General features: G+C 57.8%; 24 protein-coding genes and 4 tRNA genes. 18 read left to right on the forward strand and 10 right to left on the reverse strand.

Annotated features, from left to right (window positions below; genetic code table 11):
* Window positions 1-136 precede the first annotated feature (136 nt).
* Window positions 137-853, forward strand: a complete 717-nt coding sequence (locus LOY38_RS10415) for a FadR/GntR family transcriptional regulator (protein ID WP_258699951.1) — start codon at window positions 137-139, stop codon at window positions 851-853.
* Window positions 854-1,062: 209 nt separating this feature from the next.
* On the opposite strand, the gene yegQ is transcribed toward LOY38_RS10415, so the two are convergent.
* On the reverse strand, window positions 1,063-2,400 hold the full coding sequence (gene yegQ / locus LOY38_RS10420; RefSeq protein WP_408980575.1) for a tRNA 5-hydroxyuridine modification protein YegQ: 1,338 nt from the start codon (window positions 2,398-2,400) through the stop codon (window positions 1,063-1,065).
* Window positions 2,401-2,564: 164 nt separating this feature from the next.
* On the opposite strand from yegQ, the gene LOY38_RS10425 reads away from it, so the two are divergent.
* Window positions 2,565-3,626, forward strand: a complete 1,062-nt coding sequence (locus LOY38_RS10425) for an AI-2E family transporter (protein ID WP_258699952.1) — start codon at window positions 2,565-2,567, stop codon at window positions 3,624-3,626.
* On the opposite strand, the gene LOY38_RS10430 is transcribed toward LOY38_RS10425, so the two are convergent.
* The 3 genes from LOY38_RS10430 to LOY38_RS10440 all read right to left on the reverse strand — a co-directional run bounded on the left by LOY38_RS10430 (window position 3,623) and on the right by LOY38_RS10440 (window position 4,706).
* Complete coding sequence (locus LOY38_RS10430) at window positions 3,623-3,805, reverse strand: hypothetical protein (protein ID WP_258699953.1); 183 nt, start codon at window positions 3,803-3,805, stop codon at window positions 3,623-3,625. The genes LOY38_RS10425 and LOY38_RS10430 overlap by 4 nt on opposite strands.
* A 100-nt stretch (window positions 3,806-3,905) precedes the next feature.
* Window positions 3,906-4,100: a hypothetical protein gene (locus tag LOY38_RS10435; RefSeq protein WP_258699954.1), complete on the reverse strand. Its 195-nt coding sequence runs from the start codon at window positions 4,098-4,100 to the stop codon at window positions 3,906-3,908.
* A 240-nt stretch (window positions 4,101-4,340) separates the two neighbouring features.
* Window positions 4,341-4,706 (reverse strand): hypothetical protein, encoded by a 366-nt coding sequence (locus LOY38_RS10440; protein ID WP_258699955.1) that lies wholly within the window; start codon window positions 4,704-4,706, stop codon window positions 4,341-4,343.
* A gap of 234 nt (window positions 4,707-4,940) precedes the next feature.
* On the opposite strand from LOY38_RS10440, the gene LOY38_RS10445 reads away from it, so the two are divergent.
* Window positions 4,941-5,759, forward strand: coding sequence for a shikimate 5-dehydrogenase (locus tag LOY38_RS10445; protein ID WP_258699956.1), 819 nt, complete (start codon window positions 4,941-4,943; stop codon window positions 5,757-5,759).
* Between the two features lie 157 nt (window positions 5,760-5,916).
* On the opposite strand, the gene LOY38_RS10450 is transcribed toward LOY38_RS10445, so the two are convergent.
* A complete protein-coding gene (locus LOY38_RS10450; protein WP_258699957.1) occupies window positions 5,917-6,564 on the reverse strand; it encodes a YceH family protein in 648 nt (215 codons plus the stop codon).
* A 128-nt stretch (window positions 6,565-6,692) separates the two neighbouring features.
* On the opposite strand from LOY38_RS10450, the gene LOY38_RS10455 reads away from it, so the two are divergent.
* Complete coding sequence (locus tag LOY38_RS10455; RefSeq protein ID WP_007901777.1) at window positions 6,693-7,202, forward strand: DUF1993 family protein; 510 nt, start codon at window positions 6,693-6,695, stop codon at window positions 7,200-7,202.
* Window positions 7,203-7,358: 156 nt separating this feature from the next.
* Here LOY38_RS10455 and sstT read toward each other — a convergent pair whose 3' ends face one another.
* The gene (gene sstT / locus LOY38_RS10460) at window positions 7,359-8,609 is read right to left on the reverse strand and encodes a serine/threonine transporter SstT (RefSeq protein WP_258699958.1); all 1,251 of its coding nucleotides are present in this window, start codon (window positions 8,607-8,609) and stop codon (window positions 7,359-7,361) included.
* Window positions 8,610-8,940: 331 nt separating this feature from the next.
* Between sstT and LOY38_RS10465 the strand changes: the two genes are divergently transcribed.
* Window positions 8,941-10,095, forward strand: coding sequence for an MFS transporter (locus LOY38_RS10465; RefSeq protein ID WP_258699959.1), 1,155 nt, complete (start codon window positions 8,941-8,943; stop codon window positions 10,093-10,095).
* 4 nt (window positions 10,096-10,099) lie between these two features.
* Here LOY38_RS10465 and nhaR read toward each other — a convergent pair whose 3' ends face one another.
* The gene (gene nhaR, locus LOY38_RS10470; protein ID WP_258699960.1) at window positions 10,100-10,999 is read right to left on the reverse strand and encodes a transcriptional activator NhaR; all 900 of its coding nucleotides are present in this window, start codon (window positions 10,997-10,999) and stop codon (window positions 10,100-10,102) included.
* Between the two features lie 156 nt (window positions 11,000-11,155).
* Between nhaR and LOY38_RS10475 the strand changes: the two genes are divergently transcribed.
* Window positions 11,156-11,398 carry a hypothetical protein gene (locus LOY38_RS10475; RefSeq protein ID WP_258699961.1) on the forward strand — a complete coding sequence of 81 codons (243 nt, stop codon included), beginning with the start codon at window positions 11,156-11,158 and terminating at the stop codon, window positions 11,396-11,398.
* Window positions 11,399-11,426: 28 nt separating this feature from the next.
* Window positions 11,427-12,176 carry a TerC family protein gene (locus tag LOY38_RS10480; protein ID WP_258699962.1) on the forward strand — a complete coding sequence of 250 codons (750 nt, stop codon included), beginning with the start codon at window positions 11,427-11,429 and terminating at the stop codon, window positions 12,174-12,176.
* A 101-nt stretch (window positions 12,177-12,277) separates the two neighbouring features.
* On the opposite strand, the gene LOY38_RS10485 is transcribed toward LOY38_RS10480, so the two are convergent.
* The gene (locus LOY38_RS10485) at window positions 12,278-12,448 is read right to left on the reverse strand and encodes a hypothetical protein (RefSeq protein WP_258699963.1); all 171 of its coding nucleotides are present in this window, start codon (window positions 12,446-12,448) and stop codon (window positions 12,278-12,280) included.
* Between the two features lie 171 nt (window positions 12,449-12,619).
* On the opposite strand from LOY38_RS10485, the gene LOY38_RS10490 reads away from it, so the two are divergent.
* The 3 genes from LOY38_RS10490 to LOY38_RS10500 all read left to right on the forward strand — a co-directional run bounded on the left by LOY38_RS10490 (window position 12,620) and on the right by LOY38_RS10500 (window position 13,893).
* A complete protein-coding gene (locus LOY38_RS10490) occupies window positions 12,620-13,348 on the forward strand; it encodes a peptidase C39 family protein (RefSeq protein ID WP_258699964.1) in 729 nt (242 codons plus the stop codon).
* Between the two features lie 92 nt (window positions 13,349-13,440).
* Window positions 13,441-13,656 carry a DUF6021 family protein gene (locus LOY38_RS10495; RefSeq protein WP_052967284.1) on the forward strand — a complete coding sequence of 72 codons (216 nt, stop codon included), beginning with the start codon at window positions 13,441-13,443 and terminating at the stop codon, window positions 13,654-13,656.
* Window positions 13,657-13,668: 12 nt separating this feature from the next.
* On the forward strand, window positions 13,669-13,893 hold the full coding sequence (locus tag LOY38_RS10500) for a hypothetical protein (RefSeq protein ID WP_080370563.1): 225 nt from the start codon (window positions 13,669-13,671) through the stop codon (window positions 13,891-13,893).
* Window positions 13,894-13,950: 57 nt separating this feature from the next.
* On the opposite strand, the gene pbpG is transcribed toward LOY38_RS10500, so the two are convergent.
* Window positions 13,951-14,889 (reverse strand): D-alanyl-D-alanine endopeptidase, encoded by a 939-nt coding sequence (pbpG, locus tag LOY38_RS10505; RefSeq protein ID WP_258699965.1) that lies wholly within the window; start codon window positions 14,887-14,889, stop codon window positions 13,951-13,953.
* Window positions 14,890-15,162: 273 nt separating this feature from the next.
* Window positions 15,163-16,017 carry a bifunctional methylenetetrahydrofolate dehydrogenase/methenyltetrahydrofolate cyclohydrolase FolD gene (gene folD / locus LOY38_RS10510; protein ID WP_258699966.1) on the reverse strand — a complete coding sequence of 285 codons (855 nt, stop codon included), beginning with the start codon at window positions 16,015-16,017 and terminating at the stop codon, window positions 15,163-15,165.
* A gap of 274 nt (window positions 16,018-16,291) precedes the next feature.
* On the opposite strand from folD, the gene LOY38_RS10515 reads away from it, so the two are divergent.
* The 8 genes from LOY38_RS10515 (at window position 16,292) to lon (ending at window position 23,406) form a co-directional block, all read left to right on the forward strand.
* Window positions 16,292-16,368, forward strand: a tRNA-Arg gene (locus LOY38_RS10515).
* Window positions 16,369-16,400: 32 nt separating this feature from the next.
* Window positions 16,401-16,476, forward strand: a tRNA-His gene (locus LOY38_RS10520).
* Between the two features lie 58 nt (window positions 16,477-16,534).
* A tRNA-Leu gene (locus tag LOY38_RS10525) sits at window positions 16,535-16,619 on the forward strand.
* Between the two features lie 77 nt (window positions 16,620-16,696).
* Window positions 16,697-16,772, forward strand: a tRNA-His gene (locus LOY38_RS10530).
* Window positions 16,773-17,162: 390 nt separating this feature from the next.
* A complete protein-coding gene (gene tig / locus LOY38_RS10535; RefSeq protein ID WP_033064156.1) occupies window positions 17,163-18,473 on the forward strand; it encodes a trigger factor in 1,311 nt (436 codons plus the stop codon).
* 93 nt (window positions 18,474-18,566) lie between these two features.
* Complete coding sequence (clpP, locus tag LOY38_RS10540) at window positions 18,567-19,202, forward strand: ATP-dependent Clp endopeptidase proteolytic subunit ClpP (protein ID WP_007901795.1); 636 nt, start codon at window positions 18,567-18,569, stop codon at window positions 19,200-19,202.
* 112 nt (window positions 19,203-19,314) lie between these two features.
* Window positions 19,315-20,598, forward strand: coding sequence for an ATP-dependent Clp protease ATP-binding subunit ClpX (gene clpX / locus LOY38_RS10545; RefSeq protein ID WP_008048848.1), 1,284 nt, complete (start codon window positions 19,315-19,317; stop codon window positions 20,596-20,598).
* Between the two features lie 411 nt (window positions 20,599-21,009).
* On the forward strand, window positions 21,010-23,406 hold the full coding sequence (gene lon, locus LOY38_RS10550; RefSeq protein WP_258699967.1) for an endopeptidase La: 2,397 nt from the start codon (window positions 21,010-21,012) through the stop codon (window positions 23,404-23,406).
* Window positions 23,407-23,547 lie beyond the last annotated feature (141 nt).

Consider the following 23,547-nt stretch of genomic DNA (forward strand, 5'->3'; position numbering starts at 1 on the left):
GGTTCGGTGTGGGCCCGCGAGAGTGCTTTTTTGGTCGATATCTTGAGTGTTGTCATACAAGTTAGGCGTTATTTTCTGAAGATTCCATTCGACCCCAGTGCTACGATCCCGTTAGCTCTGCTTTCGGATGATCGCCATGCAAGAAAACCTCGACGCGCCTGCTCGCAAGCGCACTCACAACCTGGCCCACGATCTGGTGGCCAAGCTGACCCAGAGTATTTTGCTCGGCCAAATGCTGCCGGGGGACAAGCTGCCGTCAGAGAACACGATTGTTCAGGAGCATGGGGTCAGCCGCACGGTGGTGCGTGAAGCGATCTCGAAGTTGCAGGCTTCGGGGCTGGTGGAAACCCGTCATGGCATCGGCACCTTTGTCCTTGAGCGTGTGCCGGAGCAGGGGCTGCGGCTGAATGTCGATACTGCGCTCGGCGTGCGCAGCATTCTGGAGTTGCGCATGGGCCTGGAAACCCAGGCCGCCGCGCTGGCAGCGGTTCGTCGTACCGATCAACAGTTGGCGCAGATGCGTGAAGCGCTGGACGACTATCAAAGCTTGCTGGCCAACAACGACAGTTGTGTCGAGGCCGACAAACGCTTCCACCTGCTGATCGCCGAAGCCACCGGCAACGTGTGCTTCACCGAGATCATGCAGCACCTGGGCAGCGCCATGATCCCCCGCACCCGCGTCAATGCCGCCGAGCGCGGGTCGGCGGATTTGAGCAAGCTAGGGCAGCTCGCCAACCTCGAACACGAGGCTATTCTCAACGCCATCAAACGCCAGGACCCGGATGCGGCGCGGGCGGCGATGTGGTTGCACCTGACCAACAGCCGGGATCGCTTTTCGGCGGGCGGAGCCTGATTCTGGCTGCTCGGTGTTGTGTCAGTGGCGGCCGGTCATCGTTCTTCGCGAGCAAGCCTCGCTCCCACACGGATTGTGTGAACGCTGGAGATCCCTGTGGGAGCGGGCTTGCCCGCGATGAGGCCAGAACATTCAACATTGATGTCGACTGTCAGACAGCTATCGCGGGCAAGCCCGCTCCCACAGGTTGGGTGTTGGCCGTTCACAACTTAACTCACGCCGACATCCCGCATCAGTAATCCATAACGCAAATCCACCGTATCCGGAATCGGCAGGTACACCGTGTGCCCATCCCCTGGCGCCAGTTCAATCGCCTCGCCTTTGACGTTCTGCAACTGATGCAGATCGAAGTGGAAGTTGCCCTTGGGCGTCATCAGTTCCATGTGATTACCCAGGCCAAAACGATTCTTCACCCGCACCTCGGCCAGCCGGTCACGGCGTTCGCCGGTCAGTTCGCCCACGAACTGTTGGCGCTCTGAAACCGAGCTGCCGTTCTGGTAGTTCTGATATTCGTCATGCACATGTCGCCGCAAAAAACCTTCGGTATAGCCACGCTGGGCCAGGGACTCCAGATCGCTCATCAAGCTGCGATCAAACACCCGGCCAGCCACCGCATCATCGATCGCGCGGCGGTAAACCTGGGTGGTGCGCGCGCAATAGAAGTGCGATTTGGTCCGGCCTTCGATTTTCAGTGAATGCACGCCCATTTGCGTCAGGCGCTCGACGTGCTGGACGGCGCGCAGGTCCTTGGCGTTCATGATGTACGTGCCATGTTCGTCCTCGAAGGCCGGCATCGATTCGCCGGGGCGATTGGCCTCTTGCAACAAGAACACTTGGTCGGTCGGTGCGCCGATGCCCAGGGTCGGTTCGGGTTGGAACGGCTGGACGATTTCGCCGAGCTGATTTTCGCTGGCCGGTGTCGCCGAGTATTTCCAGCGACAGGCGTTGGTGCAGCTGCCCTGATTCGCATCGCGTTTGTTCAGGTAGCCCGACAACAGGCAGCGCCCGGAATAGGCCATGCACAACGCACCGTGCACGAACACTTCCAGTTCCATCGCCGGGACGTGCTGGCGGATTTCGGCGATTTCTTCCAGCGACAGTTCACGGGACACGATGATCCGGCTCAAGCCCTGCTGCTGCCAGAACTCGACACTGGCCCAGTTCACCGTGTTGGCCTGCACCGACAGGTGGATCGGCATCTGCGGGAAGTGTCGGCGCACCAGCATGATCAGGCCGGGGTCGGACATGATCAGCGCGTCCGGCGCCATGGCGATCACCGGTTCCAGATCCTTCAAGAACGTTTTGAGCTTGGCGTTGTGCGGGGCGATGTTCACCACCACGTAGAAGCGCTTGCCCTGAGCCTGGGCCTCGGTGATGCCGAGCGCGAGGTTGGCGTGATCGAATTCGTTATTGCGCACCCGCAGGCTGTAGCGCGGCTGACCGGCGTACACCGCGTCGGCGCCGTAGGCGAAGGCATAGCGCATGTTTTTCAGGGTACCGGCAGGGGCGAGCAGTTCCGGGGGCGTGAGCGTCATGGTGCGGGGCATGGCAGTGTCGATCGCAAAAGCCGGCAAGGGTAAGCGGCCTGCGCACGGGGTTCATTGATCTGGATCTATGCTTGATGAAAAACCGGATGGCACTCGCGCGAATCGTGGCGGACTAAATATAAGGACGCGAATTTGCGCCCCCTGCGCACTGACATGGATCGGACATGAACGAAACGACACTACAAGACAAGTCGCTGATGGTCTTGCTGGCGCTGGTGACCGTCGCGTTTCTCTGGATTTTGCTGCCGTTCTACGGCGCGGTGTTCTGGGCGGTCATCCTCGGCATCGTCTTTGCGCCCATGCAACGTCGGTTGCAACTGAAATTCGGCTGGCAACGCAACCTGACGGCGCTGTGCACGCTGAGTATCTGTCTGGTGATCGCGATCCTGCCGGTGACCATTGTCAGTGCCTTTCTGGTTCAAGAAGGCACGGCGATATACAAAAACATCGAAAGCGGCGAATTGGACATCGCCGGTCATGTGGTGCAGTTCAAACACAGCCTGCCACCGTACTTCCAGCACCTGCTCGATCGTTTCGGCATGGGCGAGTTGAGCGGTCTGCGGGAGAAAATCATCAAGAGTGCGATGCAGGGCGGCCAGTTTTTCGCGACTCAGGCTTACAGTTTTGGCCAGGGCACCTTCGAATTCGTGGTGAGCTTTTTCATCATGCTCTATCTGTTGTTCTTCTTTCTGCGCGACGGGGCCGAACTGGCGCGCAAAATACGCGCCGCCATACCGCTGGAGGACAACCAGAAACGCCGTTTGCAGCTCAAGTTCAATCACGTGGTGCGGGCGACGATAAAAGGCAACCTGCTGGTGGCGATCACGCAGGGCGCATTGGGCGGTTTGATTTTCTGGTTTCTGGATATCCCGAGCGTGTTGCTTTGGGCGGTGCTGATGGCGTTTCTGTCGCTGTTGCCGGCGGTGGGTGCGGGGATTGTCTGGGCACCGGTGGCTGCGTACTTCCTGCTCACCGGCGCGATCTGGCAGGGCACGGTGCTCGCGTTGTTCGGGGTGTTCGTGATCGGGTTGGTGGACAATGTGCTGCGTCCGATCCTGGTGGGTAAGGATACAAAGATGCCGGACTATTTGATTCTCATCTCAACCCTCGGCGGCCTGGCGATTTTCGGGCTCAATGGCTTCGTCATCGGGCCTTTGATCGCAGCGTTGTTCATGTCGAGTTGGGCAATCTTCATCGAAACCAAGCCGCATGTTCAGCTGCCTTAAGCGCTGAGCTGGCCTGAGTCGATACGTTGCGACAGGGCCTGGGCGGCGGGTAGCGAGGAGAGCGGACCGCTGATCGGTTCGCCGTCCTGCACCAGGTACCAACAGGCGAGCAACCCCAGCGCTCTGAGCGGTGCGGGAACGGCGCTGCCGATAACGGACATGATTTGAACCTGAGCCATAAGTACCTCCATCAATCTATGGAGCTACCTTACGGATCGGACGCTTGAACGGACAATCAACGCTTTCGATAGTCGTCATTGACGCCAATGAGTCCTGCGGTCAATCCACCACTTTATCGAGCATATGCATCACTTCCTGCTCATTGAGCAGGCCTTTTCGCACCAGGTTTTCCGCCAGCAGCGAGAGAAACTTGGCGCTGCGATGACCTTCCAGGTGCTTGAGTTCGGTCAGTGCGTTGTACACCTTGCTGGAAGTGCACAAGCCGACAATGCGGTGCGGGTTTTGTGTGGGCATGAGGTCGTCCTTGTTTTTATCAACCTGTTGTTTACGGACAGATCCAAGCTTGCGGGCCTGTCATGACATAAATATGACCAACTTTAGCTGCTGGCACTGTCCCGACAGCGACCTTGGCGAGATTTATCCAGACTTCGCCCGGTCTGCGGTCATAAAAAAGGCCCCGCTTATAAAGCGGGGCCTGATGAGCAATGCCGATCAGTCAAGGTGCGCTCCCACACGGGTTGCCTGATGAGCGTGTTACCAGCGGTCGCCACGATAGTAGCCATGGGGAGGGCCGTAGTAGCCGCGTGGTGGACCATACCCGCGTGGCGGACCGTAATAGACCGGTGCCGGGCGGTAGTACATCGGTTGTTGTACATAGACCGGCGCCGGTTGGTAATAAACAGGAGGTGGCTGTACATACACCGGTTGAGGCTGCACGTAAACCGGCTGCTCTACATACACCGGCCGGTCGCGGCCGATAATTGCCGAGCCGATGATTGCCGAGCCGACGATCGCACCAAACACAGCGGGACCTTCCCAGCCGCGACCACCTGCTTCTGCCTGCCCTGCGATAGCGAGAGCACCAATCAGCAAGGCTACTGTGGGGATTTTACGGATCATGATAATTCCTCGGTTCTTCGACCCGGCGCTTGCGCCTGCAATAGGCACAAGTTGTCGCGGGGATACTTCTAAGACAGCGTTTTTTTGAAAATCAGCACAGCCATTGGGTAAATTTTGTGTAAGGTCTGTACCGGCTTCTTTACGGTGCCTGTACAGACAAACCTTTATGATCGACCACAATCCGGTGGGATGGTTAATCCCGTCCATCTGAAAGTGCTATTGAAGGAGATTCGGATGCAGATGAACCCCAACAGAGACACCCAGCTGTGCATGTCGCTCTCAGGGCGCCCCGGCAATTTCGGCCTGCGGTTTCACAATCATCTGTATGAGCAACTGGGCCTGAATTTTTACTACAAAGCCTTCAGCAGCCAGGACCTGACGGGCGCTGTCAGTGGCATCCGCGCTCTGGGCATTCGGGGTTGTGGCGTGTCGATGCCGTTCAAGGAAGCCTGTATTGCGCTGGTCGATGAGCTGGACGCATCGGCTGAGGCCATTCAATCGATCAACACTATCGTCAACACCCACGGCCACCTCAAGGCTTACAACACCGATTACATTGCCATCGCCCAGTTGCTCGAAACCCATCAGGTACCCAAAGACTCGACTTTTGCCCTGCGCGGCAGCGGCGGCATGGCCAAGGCCGTGGCCAGTGCCCTGCGCGATGGCGGCTACAAAAACGGTCTGATCGTGGCCCGCAACGAGCGCGCCGGGCGTGCTTTGGCCGAATCGTTGGGTTACTCATGGCAGGCGGAACTGGGGGGGCAGCGCCCGCAGATGCTGATCAACGTCACGCCGATCGGCATGACCGGCGGGCCGGAAGCCGATCAACTGGCGTTCGACCCTGAAGCCATCGCTGCCGCCGAGATTGTCTTCGATGTGGTAGCGATTCCCTCGGAAACACCGCTGATCGTGCGCGCGCGCGCCGAAGGCAAACGAGTGATCACCGGGCTGGAAGTGATTGCCATCCAGGCGCTGGAACAGTTCGTGTTGTACACCGGCGTGCGGCCGACCGATGAGCAGTTCCAGAAAGCCGTGGCGTTTGCCCGGAGCTGAATTCCGATTATTGGTTGGACCTGTGGCGAGGGAGCTTGCTCCCGTTCGGCTGCGAAGCAGTCGCAAAACCGGCAAACCCGGCTAACGGGGCCGCTTCGCGACCCAACGGGAGCAAGCTCCCTCGCCACAGGGAGCTCGGCACAGCGGGAGCACGGGTCTATTCGAGGCGTGCCAGTCGTTCTTCCAGCGCCGCAATCCGCGCTTCAAGCTCTTCGATTCGTTCAACCGACACGCCGCCACTGGCGCCACGCTCCACCGGATTCTGCCGGGCCGCCAGGATGGCTTCGATATCCGCCGGATCGCCCAGTGCATGCATGTAACGGTCTTCGCGCTGGCCGGCCTGGCGCGGGATCAGCAGCGCCAGACCTCTGGCAATCAGGCGTTCGAGCTGATGCACCACCTGCTCGGCATCTTCGAAGTCATGCATGCGGCCACTGCGGGTCAGCAGCTCGTTGACTGTCTGCGGACCGCGCAAGAACAGCAGCCCGGTCAGAATCACCTGCGCCGGCACCAGTTCCAGTGCCTTATCGACCCGATGTTCCCAGCGGTCGGCACGGCTGCCCATCACCAGTCGGGTGAAGCCGCGACCTTCAAGGGCTCGCAGGCTCTGGCCGACCTGGCCCTGGCTGAGGTTCATCACCGGTTCGCGGCTGGTTTTCTGGTTGCAGGCAATCATCAGGGCATTGAGGGTCAGCGGGTAGGTTTCCGCACTGGTGGCCTGTTTCTCGATCAACGAGCCCAGAATGCGGATTTCCGTGCTGTTGAGCCGTGGTTCGTCGAAGGTCGTTTCTTGCTCAGTGCTCATCGCGCTATTCCCTAGGCAGTCGAGCCGCCTAGCCTAATCCTTGCTGAATAAAAGACAAGTCGCAGGGCGCGCCAGCATGGCTATAATCGCCCCACGCTTTTTTACTCCTGTCACTACATGAGATTGCCATGACCATTTCTCTCTATGCCGCTTCCGTTCCGGTTTTCCAGCAAATGCTCAACGCCTTGAGCAACAACCTGAGCAAGGCTGAAGCCCACGCCACCGCGAAAAACATCGACCCGAACGCGTTTCTGCAAGCCCGCCTGTACCCGGACATGTTCCCGCTGGTGCGTCAGGTGCAGATCGCCGTTGATTTCGCCAAAGGCGTTTCGGCGCGCCTGGCTGAAGTCGAACTGCCGAAATACGATGACACCGAAACCACCTTCGCCGAACTGCAAGCGTTGATCGCCAAGGTCCTGGCCTTCATCGGCGAGATCAAGCCTGAGCAGATCGATGGCAAGGAAGGCATCGAAATCGTTACCCGTCCAGGCACGCCTAAAGAGAAGCGCTTCACTGGCCAGGCTTACCTGCTGAGCTATGGTCTGCCGCAGTTCTTCTTCCATGTCACCACCGCTTACGCACTGCTGCGTCACAACGGTGTGGAAGTAGGCAAGCGCGATTACATGGGCGCGTTCTAAACCGCTCAGGTACAAAAAAGCCCGCCAAGGTTTACGCCTTGGCGGGCTTTTTCGTTTTGTTCTGGGCTAGACAATCTTCTGTAGGAGCCAGGCTTGCCGGCGAAGGCGTACTTGAGATCGCTTTCGCCGGCAAGCCTGGCTCCTACAGGTGCATTGTTATGCCAGACGCCGGGCTTCCCGGGCTTTCTGGGTCTTCTGTTCCTCACCCTGGCACGCAGCCGCGGTGAACAGCACGTCGGTGGAGGAATTCAGCGCGGTTTCCGCCGAGTCCTGCAACACACCGATGATGAAGCCGACCGCCACCACTTGCATGGCGATTTCGCTGGGGATGCCGAACAGGCTGCACGCCAGCGGAATCAGCAACAACGAACCGCCGGCCACGCCCGAAGCGCCACAGGCACAGATCGCCGCGACAATGCTGAGCAGAATGGCCGTCGGAATATCCACGGCGATGCCCAGGGTGTGCACGGCGGCCAGGGTCAGCACGGTGATGGTGATCGCCGCGCCGGCCATGTTGATGGTGGCGCCGAGCGGGATCGATACTGAATAGGTGTCTTCGTGCAGGCCCAGACGCTTGCTCAACTCCAGATTGACCGGAATGTTCGCCGCCGAACTGCGGGTGAAGAAGGCGGTGATGCCGCTCTCGCGCAGGCAGGTGAGTACCAGCGGATACGGGTTGCGACGCAGCTTCCAGAACACGATAGCCGGGTTCATCACCAGCGCCACGAACAGCATGCAGCCCAGCAGCACCGCCAGCAGGTGCATATAACCGATCAACGCGCCGAAACCGGAGGTGGCGAGGGTCGAAGCCACCAGGCCGAAGATCCCCAGCGGCGCAAAACGAATCACCAGGCGCACAATCACGGTCACGCCATTGGACAGGTCGCCCAGCACTTCGCGCGTCGTCTCGCCAGCATGGCGGATCGCAATGCCCATGCCGATCGCCCACGCCAGAATGCCGATGAAGTTGGCGTTCATCAGTGCGCTGACCGGGTTATCGACCACGCTGAGCAGCAGGCTTTGCAGCACTTCGCTGATGCCGCCCGGTGCGGTCACCGCAACATCCTGGGTAGCCAGCACCAGACTCGACGGAAACAGCGAGCTGGCAATCACCGCCACCGCGGCCGCCGCGAAGGTGCCCAGCAGGTACAGAAACAGAATCGGCCGGATATGGGTTTCCTGGCCGTGCTTGTGGTTGGCAATCGACGCCATGACCAGCACGAACACCAGAATCGGCGCGACAGCCTTGAGCGCCGAGACGAACACTTTGCCAATGAAAGCGGTGGACTTGGCCAGCTCAGGCGCGAACAACGCCAAGGCAATCCCGGCGATCAGGCCGATGATGATTTGCGTGACCAGGCTGCTGCGTTGCAGTCGTTGCAAGAGAGAAGGGGATGAAGCGGTCATAACGGCATCTCTGATTTTATTAGGGTGCAGGGTTCTGCTCATGCAGCAAAAAGCCGGGCAGGCCACATGGCGGGAACCGAAGGGGTCGCCGCATCAATGCCAATGAATGGCCGATGAGCAAAGTGTAAGTACCGCAGGCCGCGGACTTTATCACAGCGTAGCCGCGATCCTTCAGACCTGTGACGATCTGCCACCCGATTGTTCAACGAGATTTGCAGGTTCGTGCAACTTCGCCCGGAAACACTCTGTTAAGCTTCGCCATCCTCATTTTCATGTTCTGCCAGTGGGCCTCTGGGTTGTCGCTGGTGTCGTCGTTTTCCTGGAGTTCTGCATGCTGTTGCCCATTCTTCTGTTGTCCGCCGCCGGTTTCACGGTGCTGACCACGGAATTCATCATCGTCGGCCTGTTACCGGCAATCGCCCGTGATCTGGACGTCAGCATTCCTCAAGCGGGTTTGCTGGTGACCCTGTTTGCGTTCACCGTGGCCGCGTTCGGGCCGTTCCTGACGGCGTACTTCGCAAGGTTTGAACGACGCAAACTGTTCATCAGTGTGTTGATCATGTTCGGCCTGGCCAACACGCTGGCGGCATTTGCGCCGAATATTTGGGTGATGGCCATCGCCCGGTTGATTCCGGCGCTGGGGCTGCCGGTGTTCTGGGCGTTGGCCAGTGAAACCGCGGTGGACATCGTCGGGCCGGACTACGCCGGGCGGGCCATCGCCAAGGTCGGTTTCGGCATCGTCTGCGCCACGGTGTTTGGCATTCCTGTCGGCACGCTGATTTCCGACGCGTTCGGCTGGCGCAGTGCTTTCGGCATTCTGGCGGTGATCGCGTTTGCCAAGGCGCTGCTGCTGTTTATCTACCTGCCGAAAACCAGCCTGCACCAGCACCAGGTGAGTTTCCGTTCACAGTTCAAGATCCTGCGCAGCCCGCTGATGCTGGGGCATGTACTGCTGTCGATCCTGGTGTTCAGCGGCATGTTCACCGCTTACACCTACCTGGCGGACATCCTTGAGCGCCTCGCCGGTTTCAATGGCACGGTGGTCGGCTGGTGCCTGATGGGCTTCGGTGCGGTCGGGCTGATCGGCAACTCGCTGGGCGGCCGCGCGGTGGATCGTCACCCGCTGATTGCTTCTGTGACGTTTTGCGCGTTCATGATTGCCGGCATGGTAACGCTGGTGCCGAACATTCATTCGCCGCTGGGGCTGGCGGCGGCGATGGGGATTTGGGGCGTGACCCAGGCGGCGTTGTTCCTGGTCAGTCATGTGCGTTTGATGAAGGCTGCGCCTGAAGCGCCGGCCTTTGCTGCGTCGCTGAACATTGCCGGGGCCAACCTCGGGATCGGACTGGGTGCGATGGTCGGTGGTCGGGTGATCGACAGTGTCGGCCTGGGCGGGCTGGGTTTCGCAGCCGCCGGTTTTATCCTTGTCTCGATCCTGTTGGCGATGGCGCTGATGACCTTCAAACCCCGGGAAATCTGCGCCTGAGGCGTCACATCTCGGTGAACAGCTCGCGTCGGGCACCTTCGGTAATGGCGACAATGCCGGGGTGCTTGACCTTGCGTTCAACTGAAATGGCATAGAACGATTCGCTCACCGCGTCGGTCTGGCCGATCAACTCCACGCTGCATTGGCGTTTCACTTCGTCGGCAATCACGCTCGGGCCGATGAATATCCCGCTGCCGGATTGGCCGAAGGCCTGCATTAAAGCGCTGTCGTCGAACTCGCCGACGATTCGAGGCTGAATCTGCTGTTCGGCAAACCAGCGTTGCAAGCGACTGCGTACCACGGTTTCCGGCCCGGGGATCAGCAGCGGGGCGCCGTGCAGGCTGCGGGGGAAATCCTGGCCATAACGCGCTGCCAGTTCAGCGGTGGCGAAGAAGCTGATGCCGCATTCACCGAGTTTCTGGCTGTAGCCCTTGATGTCCAGATGCGAGGGCATCGGGCTGTCGGAAATCACCAGATCCAGGCGCTGAATCGCCAGGTCGGCAAGCAAACGTTCCAGTTTGTCTTCGCGACAGGTGATACGCAGCGGTTCGCTCAACTCCATGGTCGGTGCAATCAATCGATAAACGATCGATTTGGGCACCACATCGGCGACGCCCACCCGAAACAGAATCTGTTGCTCATTGGGCTGCGCCCGCAGCATCAGCTCCAATTCGCCACCGAGTTGAAACATCTGCTCGGCGTAGGGCAGGGTCTGACGCCCGGCTTCAGTGAGTTCCAGCTGCCGGCCGACCCGGCGAAACAACTCGATGCCATAGGTTTGCTCGAGCAGGGAAATCTGCCCGCTGATGGTCTGTGGTGTCAGGTTCAACTGCTCGCAGGCGCGCACGATGCTGCCGGTCTTGGCCACCACCCAGAAATAATGCAGCTGTCGGTAATTCAGCATTCATGTTCCCCGTAGGGTATGTTTTGCTATGGATTCGTAAAAACCGAAGTATAACCGCTTAAAATACGAATTTTCCTGAAGTATTTTCCTCTTTAGACTGCCTCGCTATCGACGGAGCGCCATTTGGGCTTTGTCTGTTCTATCGAGGAAAGCATCATGAAGCTTAAAACCCCCGCGCTGCTGATCACCTCTTTATTGGTGTTGGCCGGCTGCGACCAGGCCGAGAAGAGCGCCCAGCAACTGATGGGCAAGGCTGCCGAAACCGCCAAACAGGCGATTGACGATACCCACAAAGCCGCCGAGCAAGCGTTGAGCGATGCCACCGGTGGCCTGATCAGCAAGAAAGAACAACCGGCCAAAGAGTCGGACAAAACCGAATCTTCGTCCCAGGAAATCTAAACCGTCTACAACCAGTCAGGACTGACCCATGGAATACCTTTTAGAACTTGCTGCAAGCCCCACCGCCTGGGTCGCCCTGGCCACGCTGGTGGTGATGGAAATCGTGCTCGGCATCGATAACCTGATCTTCATCTCGATCCTCACCAACAAGCTGCCCGAACAGCATCGCCAGAAGGCGCGGCGCATCGGTATCGGCATGGCGTTGATCCTGCGCCTGGCGCTGTTGAGCACCATCGCGTTCATCGTTCAGTTGACGGCGCCTGTGATCGAGATTCTTGGTCATGCGTTCTCCTGGAAGGACATGATCCTGGTCGCCGGCGGCCTGTTCCTGTTGTGGAAGGCGACCACCGAGATCCATCACAGCATGGACCCGTCGCCGGAAGATCCGACGTCGGCCACCTCGACCGTGACCCTGGGCTTTGCCGCCGCGATCGGTCAGATCCTGATGCTGGACATGGTGTTCTCTATCGACAGCATCATTACTGCTGTCGGCATGACCGAGCATTTGCCGATCATGATCATCGCGGTGGTGGTGTCGGTACTGGTGATGTTGTTGGCGGCTGATCCTCTGGCCAAGTTCATCAACGACAACCCGACGGTGGTGATGCTGGCGCTGGGCTTCCTGATCATGATCGGCATGACGCTGATCGCCGAAGGTTTCGGCGCCCACGTACCAAAAGGCTACGTCTACGCGGCCATGGCATTCTCGGCGACGATCGAAGGCTTGAACATGCTGTCTCGGCGGGCCAGGCAGAAGCGTGTAGCCGCTGAAGCTTAACCTTCATTAAACGAAACGGCCGCCTGAACTCGAAAGAGTCCAGGCGGCCAGTTTAAGGCGCTCCCACATGGATTCGTTTTTGTATGACTGAAAAGCGCCAGTCAGTGCGCGGTGGCGGGGTGTCCAGCCGGCTTATCGGTTTTCGTTGCAGGCGCTGATTGAGCCGGGTGGTGATGGTGCCGGCGGGTAATACGCAAAACGCCCCACAGCATGGCGGCAGCCACCGCCATCCAGCCGGAAATCAACATTACAATGGTCATTGTCAGGCTCATCAGTGCCTCCTCTTTGCCCTGCAGCGGGCGCACACTCTTCCTTGGTAAATGACAGTCTAGCCGCTGCTGTGTTTCAGGCTATTGACCAAAGGTCGCCTGTCATCAACCCGTTCGCTCTATCGAATGCAATCAACTGCCGGTTAAGGCTATACCGCTGTCGTGCGGCATCCTATGATCGGCGGCCAAGCCGGGAGTTCGATTGCCTGGCGTCTGAACAAGAGAGTGATGATGGTGCGGGTATTTTCTCGAATTCGATCTTTGGCGCTGATCGTTGGCTGCGTTGCCGGCCTGGCTGGCTGCGCGGGGAGCGTGGCGCCCGAGATCAAGCGTCTGCCGGAACGTGTCGAACTCAGCGGTACGTTCTATCGCGGGCAAAGTTATCAAAGCGGGCCTCAGGTGCTGGCCAGCCTGTTGTCCCAACAGGACATCGTGATCACCCCGGGGTTGCTCGAAAAGCCCCTGCATTTACCGGGTGCCGAAGACCGGTTGCAGCAGAACATGCAAAACCTCGCCCGCGAGTACGGGATGGTGGTTTATCCCCTCGACAGCCATTTGCCGGCGCTGTTGGCCCAGGTCGCGGCCGGTTACCCGGTGATGGTGCGCTTCACCGAAGGTTCGGCGTTCTGGGCGGGACCCCGATACGCCATTCTCGCTGGTTACAACCGTCAGAAGCAGACCGTATTGCTGCGCACCGGGATGGATCGTCGGTTGCTGATGGGGTTCGGTTCCTTTGAATCGGCGTTCGAGAATGCCGGTGGCTGGGCTGTATTGATCCAGAAGCCGGAGCAGATTCCGGCCAATGTCGATCAGCCGCGCTGGCTGAAAGCGGCGAGCGATCTTGCCCAGTCAGGTCAGGAGCAGGCGGCAGCCAGGGCGAAGAAGGCGTTGAGCGCGAAGTAAGTTCCGCTCGTCATCGGCATGGCACTGCCACGCTATGCTGGAGTCTCAGGTAGAGGGTCCGGACTTTTCCGGGTCCATGATCAGGAGGCGCCATGGCACATTCCAATACCCCCACTGGTCCGCACTCGTCTGAGCATTCGTCCGATAATGAGTTGGGGTTCGACCCCGATTCCCCGGACGTTGCCGATCCTCAGGTCGATCCCATCGGGCCCGCCAAGGCGCCCAGGGATGTAAAGCCGGGTGAGGAGGGCAAGAAGGCCCCGGCAAAGCCTTACGATCCACTTGGCGATCTGAAACCCAAGCCCTAGTCAGAGGTGCATATGTCTACCGATTCGAGCTTCGACGACAAACGTCCAGATCCTCCAGACAGTGTTCCAACAACCCCCGAAGACGACCTGGATCCGGTGATGGATCCGGACAGCCCGTTAAGGGATCCGTTGGCCAGACCGACAGTGGTGCCGACGAAGCATCCGCAGGGTTGGAAAGACCCGAGTGCCGGGGATGGCATTCCGGATGACGATCAGATGCCGTTGCCTAATGATTAATCCCGGCCAAAAGAAAGCCCCGAATATTCGGGGCTTTCTTTTGGAGGCGTTTCTAGCTTATTTCGATGCTTCAACCACGCCGCTCTGGCGATGCTTGAGATTCTTGTCGGACTTGTACTGCAGGGCGACGGACGGCACGTTGGCGCTCTTGCCGGTTTCGACCCAGCTACGAATCCGGCTGGCATCGGCAAAGTGCGTGTACTTGCCGAAGGCGTCGAGAATCACCAGCGCCATCGGACGATCACCCATGTGGGTGACCAGCACCAGGCAGTGACCGGCCGCGTTGGTAAAGCCGGTTTTGGTCAGTTTGATGTCCCAGTTAGGCTTGTTGACCAAATGGTCGGTGTTGCGGAAACCCAGGCTGTAGTTGGGTTTACGGAACGAAACGGTTTTTTCCTTGGTGGTGCTCAGCTGAGTCAATAGCGGGTGCTTGTGTGCTGCGATCAGCAGTTTGCTCAGATCGCGGGCGGTGGACACATTGCGAGGGGAGAGGCCCGTCGGTTCGACAAAGTGGGTGCTGGTCATTCCCAGCGCTTTGGCTTTGGCGTTCATGGCGGCAATGAACGCGACATAGCCGCCCGGATAGTGATGGGCCAGACTCGCAGCGGCACGGTTTTCCGACGACATCAGGGCAATCAGCAGCATCTCTCGGCGCGGCAATTCGCTTTTGAGTTTGACCCGGGAAAACACGCCTTTCATTTCCGGGGTGTCGCTGATGTTGATGGAAAGGTATTCGTCCATGTTCTGCCGCGCTTCCACGACCACCAGGCCGGTCATCAGTTTGCTGACGGACGCGATGGGTACGACGACATCAGGATTGCTGGCATAGATGACTTTGTTGGTCTGCAGATCCATCAGCAAAGCGCTGCCGGACGCGATCTTCAGTTGTGAATTGTCTCGTGGCGCCGCGGTGGTGTCAGCGGCGTTGACCGTTGGCGCGATGAAAGTCCCTGTAACTGCAAAAACTAGGCTCAGGATGGAAAGACGGATTTTCACGCTGGCAGACTCATAAAGGGTGGATATGCCGTTTTGTAACGGGCTGCTTCTTAAAAAACGACGCATTTTAAGAGTATGTGCCAGGAAAGCCATAGGCGCCTGTAATACAGGGGTAAAAGTGAAGAATATTTAATGCTGTCCCCATTCTGTACCCCCTCCGGCTTTCCAGCTTCCCGATTGCTGAGCCGTCGATGGTCGAGCTTTTTCTGCGGGCAAAAAGAACCCCGCGATGGGCGGGGTTCTTTATAGGCGGCGCTGTGTGCAAGCGAGAACTCAGCTATGCAGTGTTTCCGCGGCGTACAGCGTGTTCTCCAGCAGGCAGGCGCGGGTCATCGGGCCGACGCCGCCCGGTACCGGAGTGATCCAGCTGGCGCGGGGCAGGGCGGTTTCGTAGGTCACGTCACCCACCAGTTTGCCGTCTTCCTGACGGTTGATGCCGACATCGATCACGATCGCACCTTCCTTGATCCACTCACCCTTGACCAGTCCCGGCTTGCCGGCGGCAACCACGACCAGATCGGCGCGGCCGACATGGCCCGCCAGGTCCTTGGTGAAGCGGTGGGTGACGGTCACGGTGCAGCCGGCCAGCAGCAGTTCCATCGCCATCGGACGACCAACGATGTTGGACGCTCCGACAATGACCGCGTCCATCCCGTAAAGATCGACACCGGTGCTTTCCAGCAACGTCATGATGCCTTTAGGCGTGCACGGACGCAGCAGCGGAATGCGCTGGGCCAGACGGCCGACGTTATAAGGGTGGAAACCGTCGACGTCCTTGTCGGGACGAATGCGCTCCAGCAATTTGGAGGCGTCCAGGTGTTCTGGTAAAGGCAGTTGAAGCAGAACGCCGTCAATCGCCGGGTCGTCGTTCAGGCGATCGATCAGATCGGTCAGTGCTTCTTGAGTGGTTTCGGCAGGCAGGTCGTAGGCTTGGGAAAGGAAGCCGACCTCTTCACAGTCTTTACGCTTGTGCGAGACATAAACCTGAGAGGCAGGATCGCTACCGACCAGGATCACCGCGAGGCCGGGTGTGCGCAGGCCTTGCTGGCGACGCTCGGCGACTCGTTTGGCGATCTGCTGGCGCAGGCTGGCGGCGATCGATTTGCCGTCGATTAGTTGTGCAGTCATTGCGCGTGATTAACCATCGAGAGGGGAAAAAAAGAGAGCGCATTCTCGCATGTCATGAGGTGAGGGCAAAGGCGCTTGGTCAGCAAATTCCCCTAACTCCTTTAATTAAATGAATTTTTTTTAAAAAGGATTTGACGACCTTCGGGTCGCTCTATACTATTCGTCGCACTTGTCGGGTACAGCCTAGCACTGGTTGAGAAGGTTGAGCAGAATCGAAGTTCTGCAGGACTGAAAAGCACTTAGTTTGTAGTCCTTCAAGGTTACAGCTAACAAGGCGCCCGTAGCTCAGCTGGATAGAGCATCCGCCTTCTAAGCGGATGGTCGCAGGTTCGAGTCCTGCCGGGTGCGCCATTAGGCAGCTTTGGCACAAGTAGCGCGATATGGTGGGCGTAGCTCAGTTGGTAGAGCACGGGATTGTGACTCCCGTTGTCGTGGGTTCGATCCCCATCGTCCACCCCATATTTTGAAAGGCGCCAGATTTTACAGTCTGGCGCCTTTGCTTTAACAGCTTCAATCCGCGGATGTGGTGGAATTGGTAGACACACTGGATTTAGGTTCCAGCGCCGCGAGGCGTAAGAGTTCGAGTCTCTTCATCCGCACCAAATAAAGCTTCACTCATGCCGGTTGGCTTGGTTGGGCTCAGCAAAGAAGTCGTTTGGCTTCTTTGTCACGCAATATGGTGGGCGTAGCTCAGTTGGTAGAGCACGGGATTGTGACTCCCGTTGTCGTGGGTTCGATCCCCATCGTCCACCCCATATTTCGAAAGGCGCCAGATTTAACAGTCTGGCGCCTTTTTTGTTTCAATTGTTTGAATGTTCAGCGGCTGCAGGTTGTGGGTCGCAGGGGTAGGTCGCTTCGTCGTATTTATGTTTCTCGATGATGCTCGATTCGCCCGCCGATCCCTTCGCGGGGTTGGCTGTCAGGGATGGATTGCCGATTCCTTCTATATAGGAGGGTTGGTGCAGGGCCCTGGCTGTATTTGCTAACAGGGCGAGGCGCAACCGTTTGTCCCCGCCTATAAATTGCCTGCTGCTTTTTTACCCGTTTTCAGTAGGGTGACTTCTTGAGTTTGACCCACTAGAATGCATGCCCTTGATTCTGGGGTCGGAAACGGCCGGCTAACGTCTGTGCAACGAGGAATATCCATGCAAGTTTCTGTTGAAAATACTTCTGCTCTTGAGCGCCGCATGAGCATCACCGTGCCGGCTGAGCGCATCGAGACTCAGGTCAACAAGCGTCTGCAGCAGACTGCCCAAAAGGCCAAGATTGCTGGCTTCCGTCCAGGCAAAGTGCCAATGAGCGAAATCAAGCGCCGTTTCGGTGCCGAAGCTCGCCAGGAAGCGGTAGGCGACGTGATCCAGTCTTCCTTCTACGAAGCTGTCGTCGAGCAGAAGCTGAACCCGGCTGGTTCGCCTTCGATCGAACCTAAATCCCTGGAAGCGGGCAAGGACCTGGAATACGTAGCTGTATTCGAAGTGTTCCCTGAGTTCACCGTTGCCGGTTTCGAAGGCATCACTGTCGAGCGCCTGAGCGCTGAAGTGGCTGACGCCGATCTGGACAAAATGCTGGAAGTCCTGCGTAAGCAGAACACCCGTTTCGAAGTGGCCGATCGCGCTGCTCAAAACGAAGACCAGCTGAACATCGATTTCGTTGGCAAGGTCGACGGTGAAGTGTTCGCTGGCGGTTCCGCCAAAGGTACTCAGCTGGTGCTGGGTTCCGGTCGCATGATCCCTGGTTTCGAAGACGGTCTGGTTGGCGCTAAGGCCGGCGAAGAGCGCGTTCTGAACCTGACCTTCCCAGAGGACTATCAGAACCTCGACCTGGCAGGCAAAACCGCTGAGTTCACCGTGACCGTGAACACCGTTTCCGAGCCTAAACTGCCAGAGTTGACCGAAGAGTTCTTCGCTCAATTCGGCATCAAGGAAACCGGTCTGGAAGGCTTCCGCACCGAAGTTCGCAAGAACATGGAGCGTGAATTGCGTCAGGCGATCAAATCCAAGGTCAAGAATCAGGTGATGGACGGTCTGCTGGCCACCAACCCGATCGAAGTGCCAAAGGCTCTGCTGTCCAACGAAGTCGACCGTCTGCGCGTGCAGGCTGTTCAGCAGTTCGGCGGCAACATCAAGCCTGACCAACTGCCGGCCGAGCTGTTCGAAGAGCAAGCCAAGCGCCGCGTTGTGCTGGGTCTGATCGTGGCTGAAGTGGTCAAGCAATTCGACCTCAAGCCTGACGAAGCCCGCGTTCGCGAGATGATTCAGGAAATGGCTTCGGCTTATCAAGAGCCTGAGCAGGTTGTGTCCTGGTACTACAAGAACGACCAGCAACTGAACGAAGTTCGTTCGGTTGTGCTGGAAGAACAAGTTGTGGATACTGTTCTGCAGAAAGCTAGCGTGACCGACAAATCGGTCTCTTACGAAGAAGCAGTCAAGCCGGTAGAAGCTCCACAAGCCGACTGATTGTTTTTGCGGTAAGAAGCACACACCATAAGCCAGCCTTCGTGCTGGCTTATGCGTATTCAAGACATAACTATTTGGGAGTGACTGCAGAGCATGTTCCGTAATTCGTATATTCAGCAGAACTCTGATATCCAGGCCGCAGGCGGCCTGGTCCCGATGGTTGTCGAGCAATCTGCTCGTGGCGAGCGCGCCTATGACATCTACTCGCGCCTTCTCAAGGAGCGAGTGATCTTTCTGGTTGGTCCGGTAGAGGACTACATGGCCAACCTGATCTGTGCGCAACTGCTGTTCCTTGAAGCGGAAAACCCGGACAAGGACATCCATCTCTATATCAACTCGCCGGGCGGTTCGGTGACGGCGGGCATGTCGATCTACGACACCATGCAGTTCATCAAGCCAAACGTGTCGACCACCTGTATCGGTCAAGCGTGCAGCATGGGTGCGTTTCTACTGACGGCCGGTGCCCAAGGCAAGCGTTACTGCCTGCCGAACTCGCGTGTGATGATTCACCAGCCACTGGGCGGTTTCCAGGGCCAGGCCTCGGATATCGAAATCCATGCCAAGGAAATCCTCTTCATTCGTGAGCGTCTCAACACGCTGATGGCCAAGCATAGCGGGCGCACTCTTGAAGAAATCGAGCGCGATACCAACCGCGATAATTTCATGAGTGCAGAGGCAGCGCGTGAATACGGGTTGATCGATGAAGTGATCAACCAGCGCCCCGCTTAAAATAAGCAGCTCAAAATAAGGTTGGTCGGCGGGTCCGATCACCAGCGGGCTTGAAAAAGCCCGCAATAGCCTTCATCTTGTGTTGCAAGCCTATCGGATTTGGATCGAACGAATGACTGACACCCGCAACGGCGAGGACAACGGCAAGCTGCTCTATTGCTCCTTCTGTGGCAAAAGCCAGCATGAAGTACGCAAATTGATTGCCGGCCCCTCGGTCTTTATCTGCGACGAATGCGTCGACCTGTGCAATGACATCATCCGTGAGGAGGTGCAGGAAGCCCAGGCCGAAAGCAGCGCGCATAAATTGCCTTCGCCTAAAGAAATCAGCGGCATCCTTGATCAGTACGTGATTGGTCAGGAACGTGCCAAAAAGGTTCTGGCCGTAGCGGTGTACAACCACTACAAGCGTCTGAACCAGCGCGACAAAAAGAATGACGACGTCGAACTCGGCAAAAGCAACATCTTGCTGATCGGCCCGACAGGCTCGGGTAAAACCCTGCTTGCCGAAACTCTGGCCCGCTTGTTGAACGTTCCGTTCACCATCGCCGACGCAACCACCCTCACCGAGGCGGGTTATGTGGGTGAAGATGTCGAGAACATCATTCAGAAGCTGCTGCAGAAGTGCGATTACGATGTGGAAAAGGCCCAGATGGGCATTGTCTACATCGATGAGATCGACAAGATCTCGCGCAAGTCTGACAACCCGTCGATCACCCGGGACGTTTCCGGTGAAGGCGTGCAGCAGGCCCTGCTCAAGTTGATCGAAGGCACGGTCGCTTCCGTTCCGCCTCAAGGTGGTCGCAAGCATCCGCAGCAGGAATTCCTTCAGGTCGACACCCGTAACATCCTGTTCATCTGCGGTGGTGCGTTCTCCGGTCTGGAAAAGGTTATTCAAAACCGTTCCACCAAGGGCGGCATCGGTTTCAACGCGGAAGTTCGTAGCAAGGAAGAAGGCAAGAAAGTCGGTGAATCCCTGCGTGAAGTCGAACCTGACGATCTGGTCAAGTTTGGTCTGATCCCGGAATTCGTCGGTCGTCTGCCGGTACTTGCCACGCTGGACGAGCTTGATGAAGCTGCATTGATGCAGATTCTCACCGAGCCGAAAAATGCGCTGACCAAGCAGTATGCCAAGTTGTTCGAGATGGAAGGCGTGGACCTGGAATTCCGGACCGACGCGCTGAAATCGGTCGCCAAACGCGCTCTGGAACGCAAAACCGGTGCTCGTGGACTGCGCTCGATTCTCGAAGGTGTGCTGCTCGACACTATGTATGAAATTCCCTCGCAGTCCGAGGTGAGTAAAGTAGTGATCGATGAAAGCGTTATAGAAGGCAAGTCCAAGCCACTGTATATCTACGAAAACAGTGAGCCGACTGCCAAGGCAGCGCCAGACGCTTAAGCGTCACGCTGCTGGAATAAAGAAGGGGCCTTCGGGCTAATGCTGCTCAGTTAAGGAGCGGAATCTGTGGGAGCGGGCTTGCTCGCGAAAGCGGTGTGTCAGGCGACATCAATGTTGACTGTACTACCGTCTTCGCGAGTAAGCCCGCTCCCACATGGATTGCGCTTAACTGACTGGCATTAGGCCTGCGGGCCCCTTTGCTATTGTGGGAGCTGGCTTGTCGCATCGCTGCGAAGGCGGCATGACAGCCGACCTTCTTGGATGCATCCGGACCCATGCAGGCGCTGCCGTAAGCGGCGATCTTTAAAGTGGTTCTTTTATCCGCTTGTTTTTTTTGAAAGCAGCCCCCATCTTGGTTTCAAGCTTACTTCCATCTGTTTACGGCCTTATGGCCGCCGTAGAGGCGAAATCATGAAGACGACCATCGAATTGCCTCTCCTGCCATTGCGTGATGTCGTGGTTTATCCGCACATGGTTATCCCGCTGTTCGTGGGGCGCGAGAAATCCATCGAAGCCCTCGAGGCTGCGATGACGGGCGACAAGCAGATCCTTCTGCTGGCTCAGCGAAATCCTGCTGATGACGATCCCGGTGAAGAAGCACTTTATCGCGTAGGCACCATTGCTACCGTTCTGCAGCTGCTCAAGCTGCCTGACGGCACGGTCAAGGTTCTTGTAGAAGGCGAGCAGCGGGGCGCCGTGGAGCGCTTCAGCGAGGTCGACGGCCACTGCCGAGCCGAAGTCTCGCTGATCGACGAAGTCGACGCGCCTGAGCGCGAGTCGGAAGTGTTTGTCCGCAGCCTGCTGGCTCAGTTCGAACAATATGTACAGCTGGGCAAGAAAGTCCCCGCTGAAGTCCTGTCGTCGCTCAACAGCATCGACGAGCCAGGCCGCCTGGTCGACACCATGGCCGCGCACATGGCCCTGAAGATCGAGCAGAAGCAGGAAATCCTCGAAATCATCGATTTGTCGGCCCGGGTCGAGCACGTTCTGGCGTTGCTGGATGCCGAAATCGATCTGCTGCAAGTCGAAAAACGCATTCGCGGTCGCGTCAAAAAGCAAATGGAGCGCAGCCAGCGCGAGTACTACCTGAATGAGCAGATGAAGGCCATTCAGAAAGAGCTGGGCGACAGCGACGAAGGCCACAACGAAATCGAAGAGCTGAAAAAGCGTATCGATGCCGCCGGCCTGCCGAAAGACGCGTTGGCCAAGGCTCAGGCCGAACTGAACAAACTCAAGCAAATGTCGCCAATGTCTGCGGAAGCGACCGTGGTGCGTTCGTACATCGACTGGCTGGTTCAAGTGCCATGGAAAGCCCAGAGCAAAGTGCGCCTGGACCTTGCCCGCGCCGAAGACATTCTCGATGCAGACCACTACGGTCTGGAAGAAGTCAAAGAGCGGATCCTCGAATACCTCGCCGTGCAGAAGCGTGTGAAGAAGATTCGTGGTCCGGTGCTGTGCCTGGTCGGTCCTCCAGGGGTGGGTAAAACCTCTCTGGCAGAGTCGATCGCCCACGCCACCAACCGCAAATTCGTCCGCATGGCCCTCGGTGGTGTGCGCGATGAGGCGGAAATTCGTGGCCATCGCCGGACGTATATCGGTTCGATGCCAGGAAGATTGATTCAAAAGATGACAAAGGTGGGGGTCCGCAACCCGTTGTTCCTGCTCGATGAAATCGACAAAATGGGCAGCGACATGCGTGGCGATCCGGCGTCGGCGTTGCTGGAAGTGCTCGATCCCGAGCAGAACCACAACTTCAACGATCACTATCTGGAAGTCGACTACGACCTGTCCGATGTGATGTTCCTGTGCACCTCCAACTCCATGAACATTCCACCGGCGCTGCTGGACCGGATGGAAGTGATTCGTCTGCCGGGTTACACCGAAGACGAGAAGATCAACATCGCCGTCAAATACCTTTCGCCGAAGCAGATTACGGCCAACGGTCTGAAGAAAGGCGAGCTGGAATTTGACGCCGAAGCGATTCGCGACATCATTCGCTACTACACCCGCGAAGCCGGTGTACGTGGGCTGGAGCGCCAGATTGCCAAGGTTTGCCGCAAGGCGGTCAAAGAGCATGCGATGGAGAAACGCTTCTCGGTGAAGGTCACTGCCGACATGCTGGAGCACTTTCTGGGCGTGCGCAAATTCCGCTACGGTCTGGCTGAGCAGCAGGATCAGATCGGTCAGGTTACTGGCCTGGCGTGGACCCAGGTGGGCGGCGAATTGCTGACCATCGAAGCCGCAGTCGTGCCGGGTAAAGGCCAGCTGATCAAGACCGGTTCTCTGGGTGACGTGATGGTCGAATCGATCACCGCGGCCCTGACCGTCGTCCGCAGCCGTGCGAAGAGCCTGGGGATTCCCCTGGACTTCCACGAGAAGCGCGACACGCACATCCACATGCCTGAAGGGGCGACCCCGAAGGACGGCCCTAGCGCCGGTGTAGGCATGTGCACGGCCCTGGTGTCGGCATTGACTGGCATTCCTGTACGAGCGGACGTCGCCATGACCGGCGAAATCACCTTGCGTGGTCAGGTGCTGGCGATCGGCGGCTTGAAGGAAAAACTGCTGGCTGCTCACCGTGGCGGAATCAAGACGGTGATCATTCCTGAAGAGAACGTACGCGATCTGAAGGAAATTCCTGACAATATCAAGCAAGATCTACAGATTAAACCAGTTAAATGGATTGACGAGGTCCTGCAAATTGCGCTGCAATACGCGCCGGAGCCCTTGCCAGATGTGGTTCCGGAGATCGTTGCAAAGGATGAAAAGCGCGAGTCTGACTCTAAGGAAAGAATTAGCACGCATTAGTACGCATTTGCCTGGGAGGCTTCCTTGACAGTTTTTTAGAGCCCTTGATATAAAGCGGCTCTTAAGTGTCTGTAGGCCATTCAGCACTCGTTTTTTTGCTTTCACCAAAAAACTTAGAATCAAACTCAAATAGATATAAGG

Origin of the sequence: Pseudomonas sp. B21-015, from assembly GCF_024749285.1 — a bacterium.
GTDB lineage: Bacteria > Pseudomonadota > Gammaproteobacteria > Pseudomonadales > Pseudomonadaceae > Aquipseudomonas.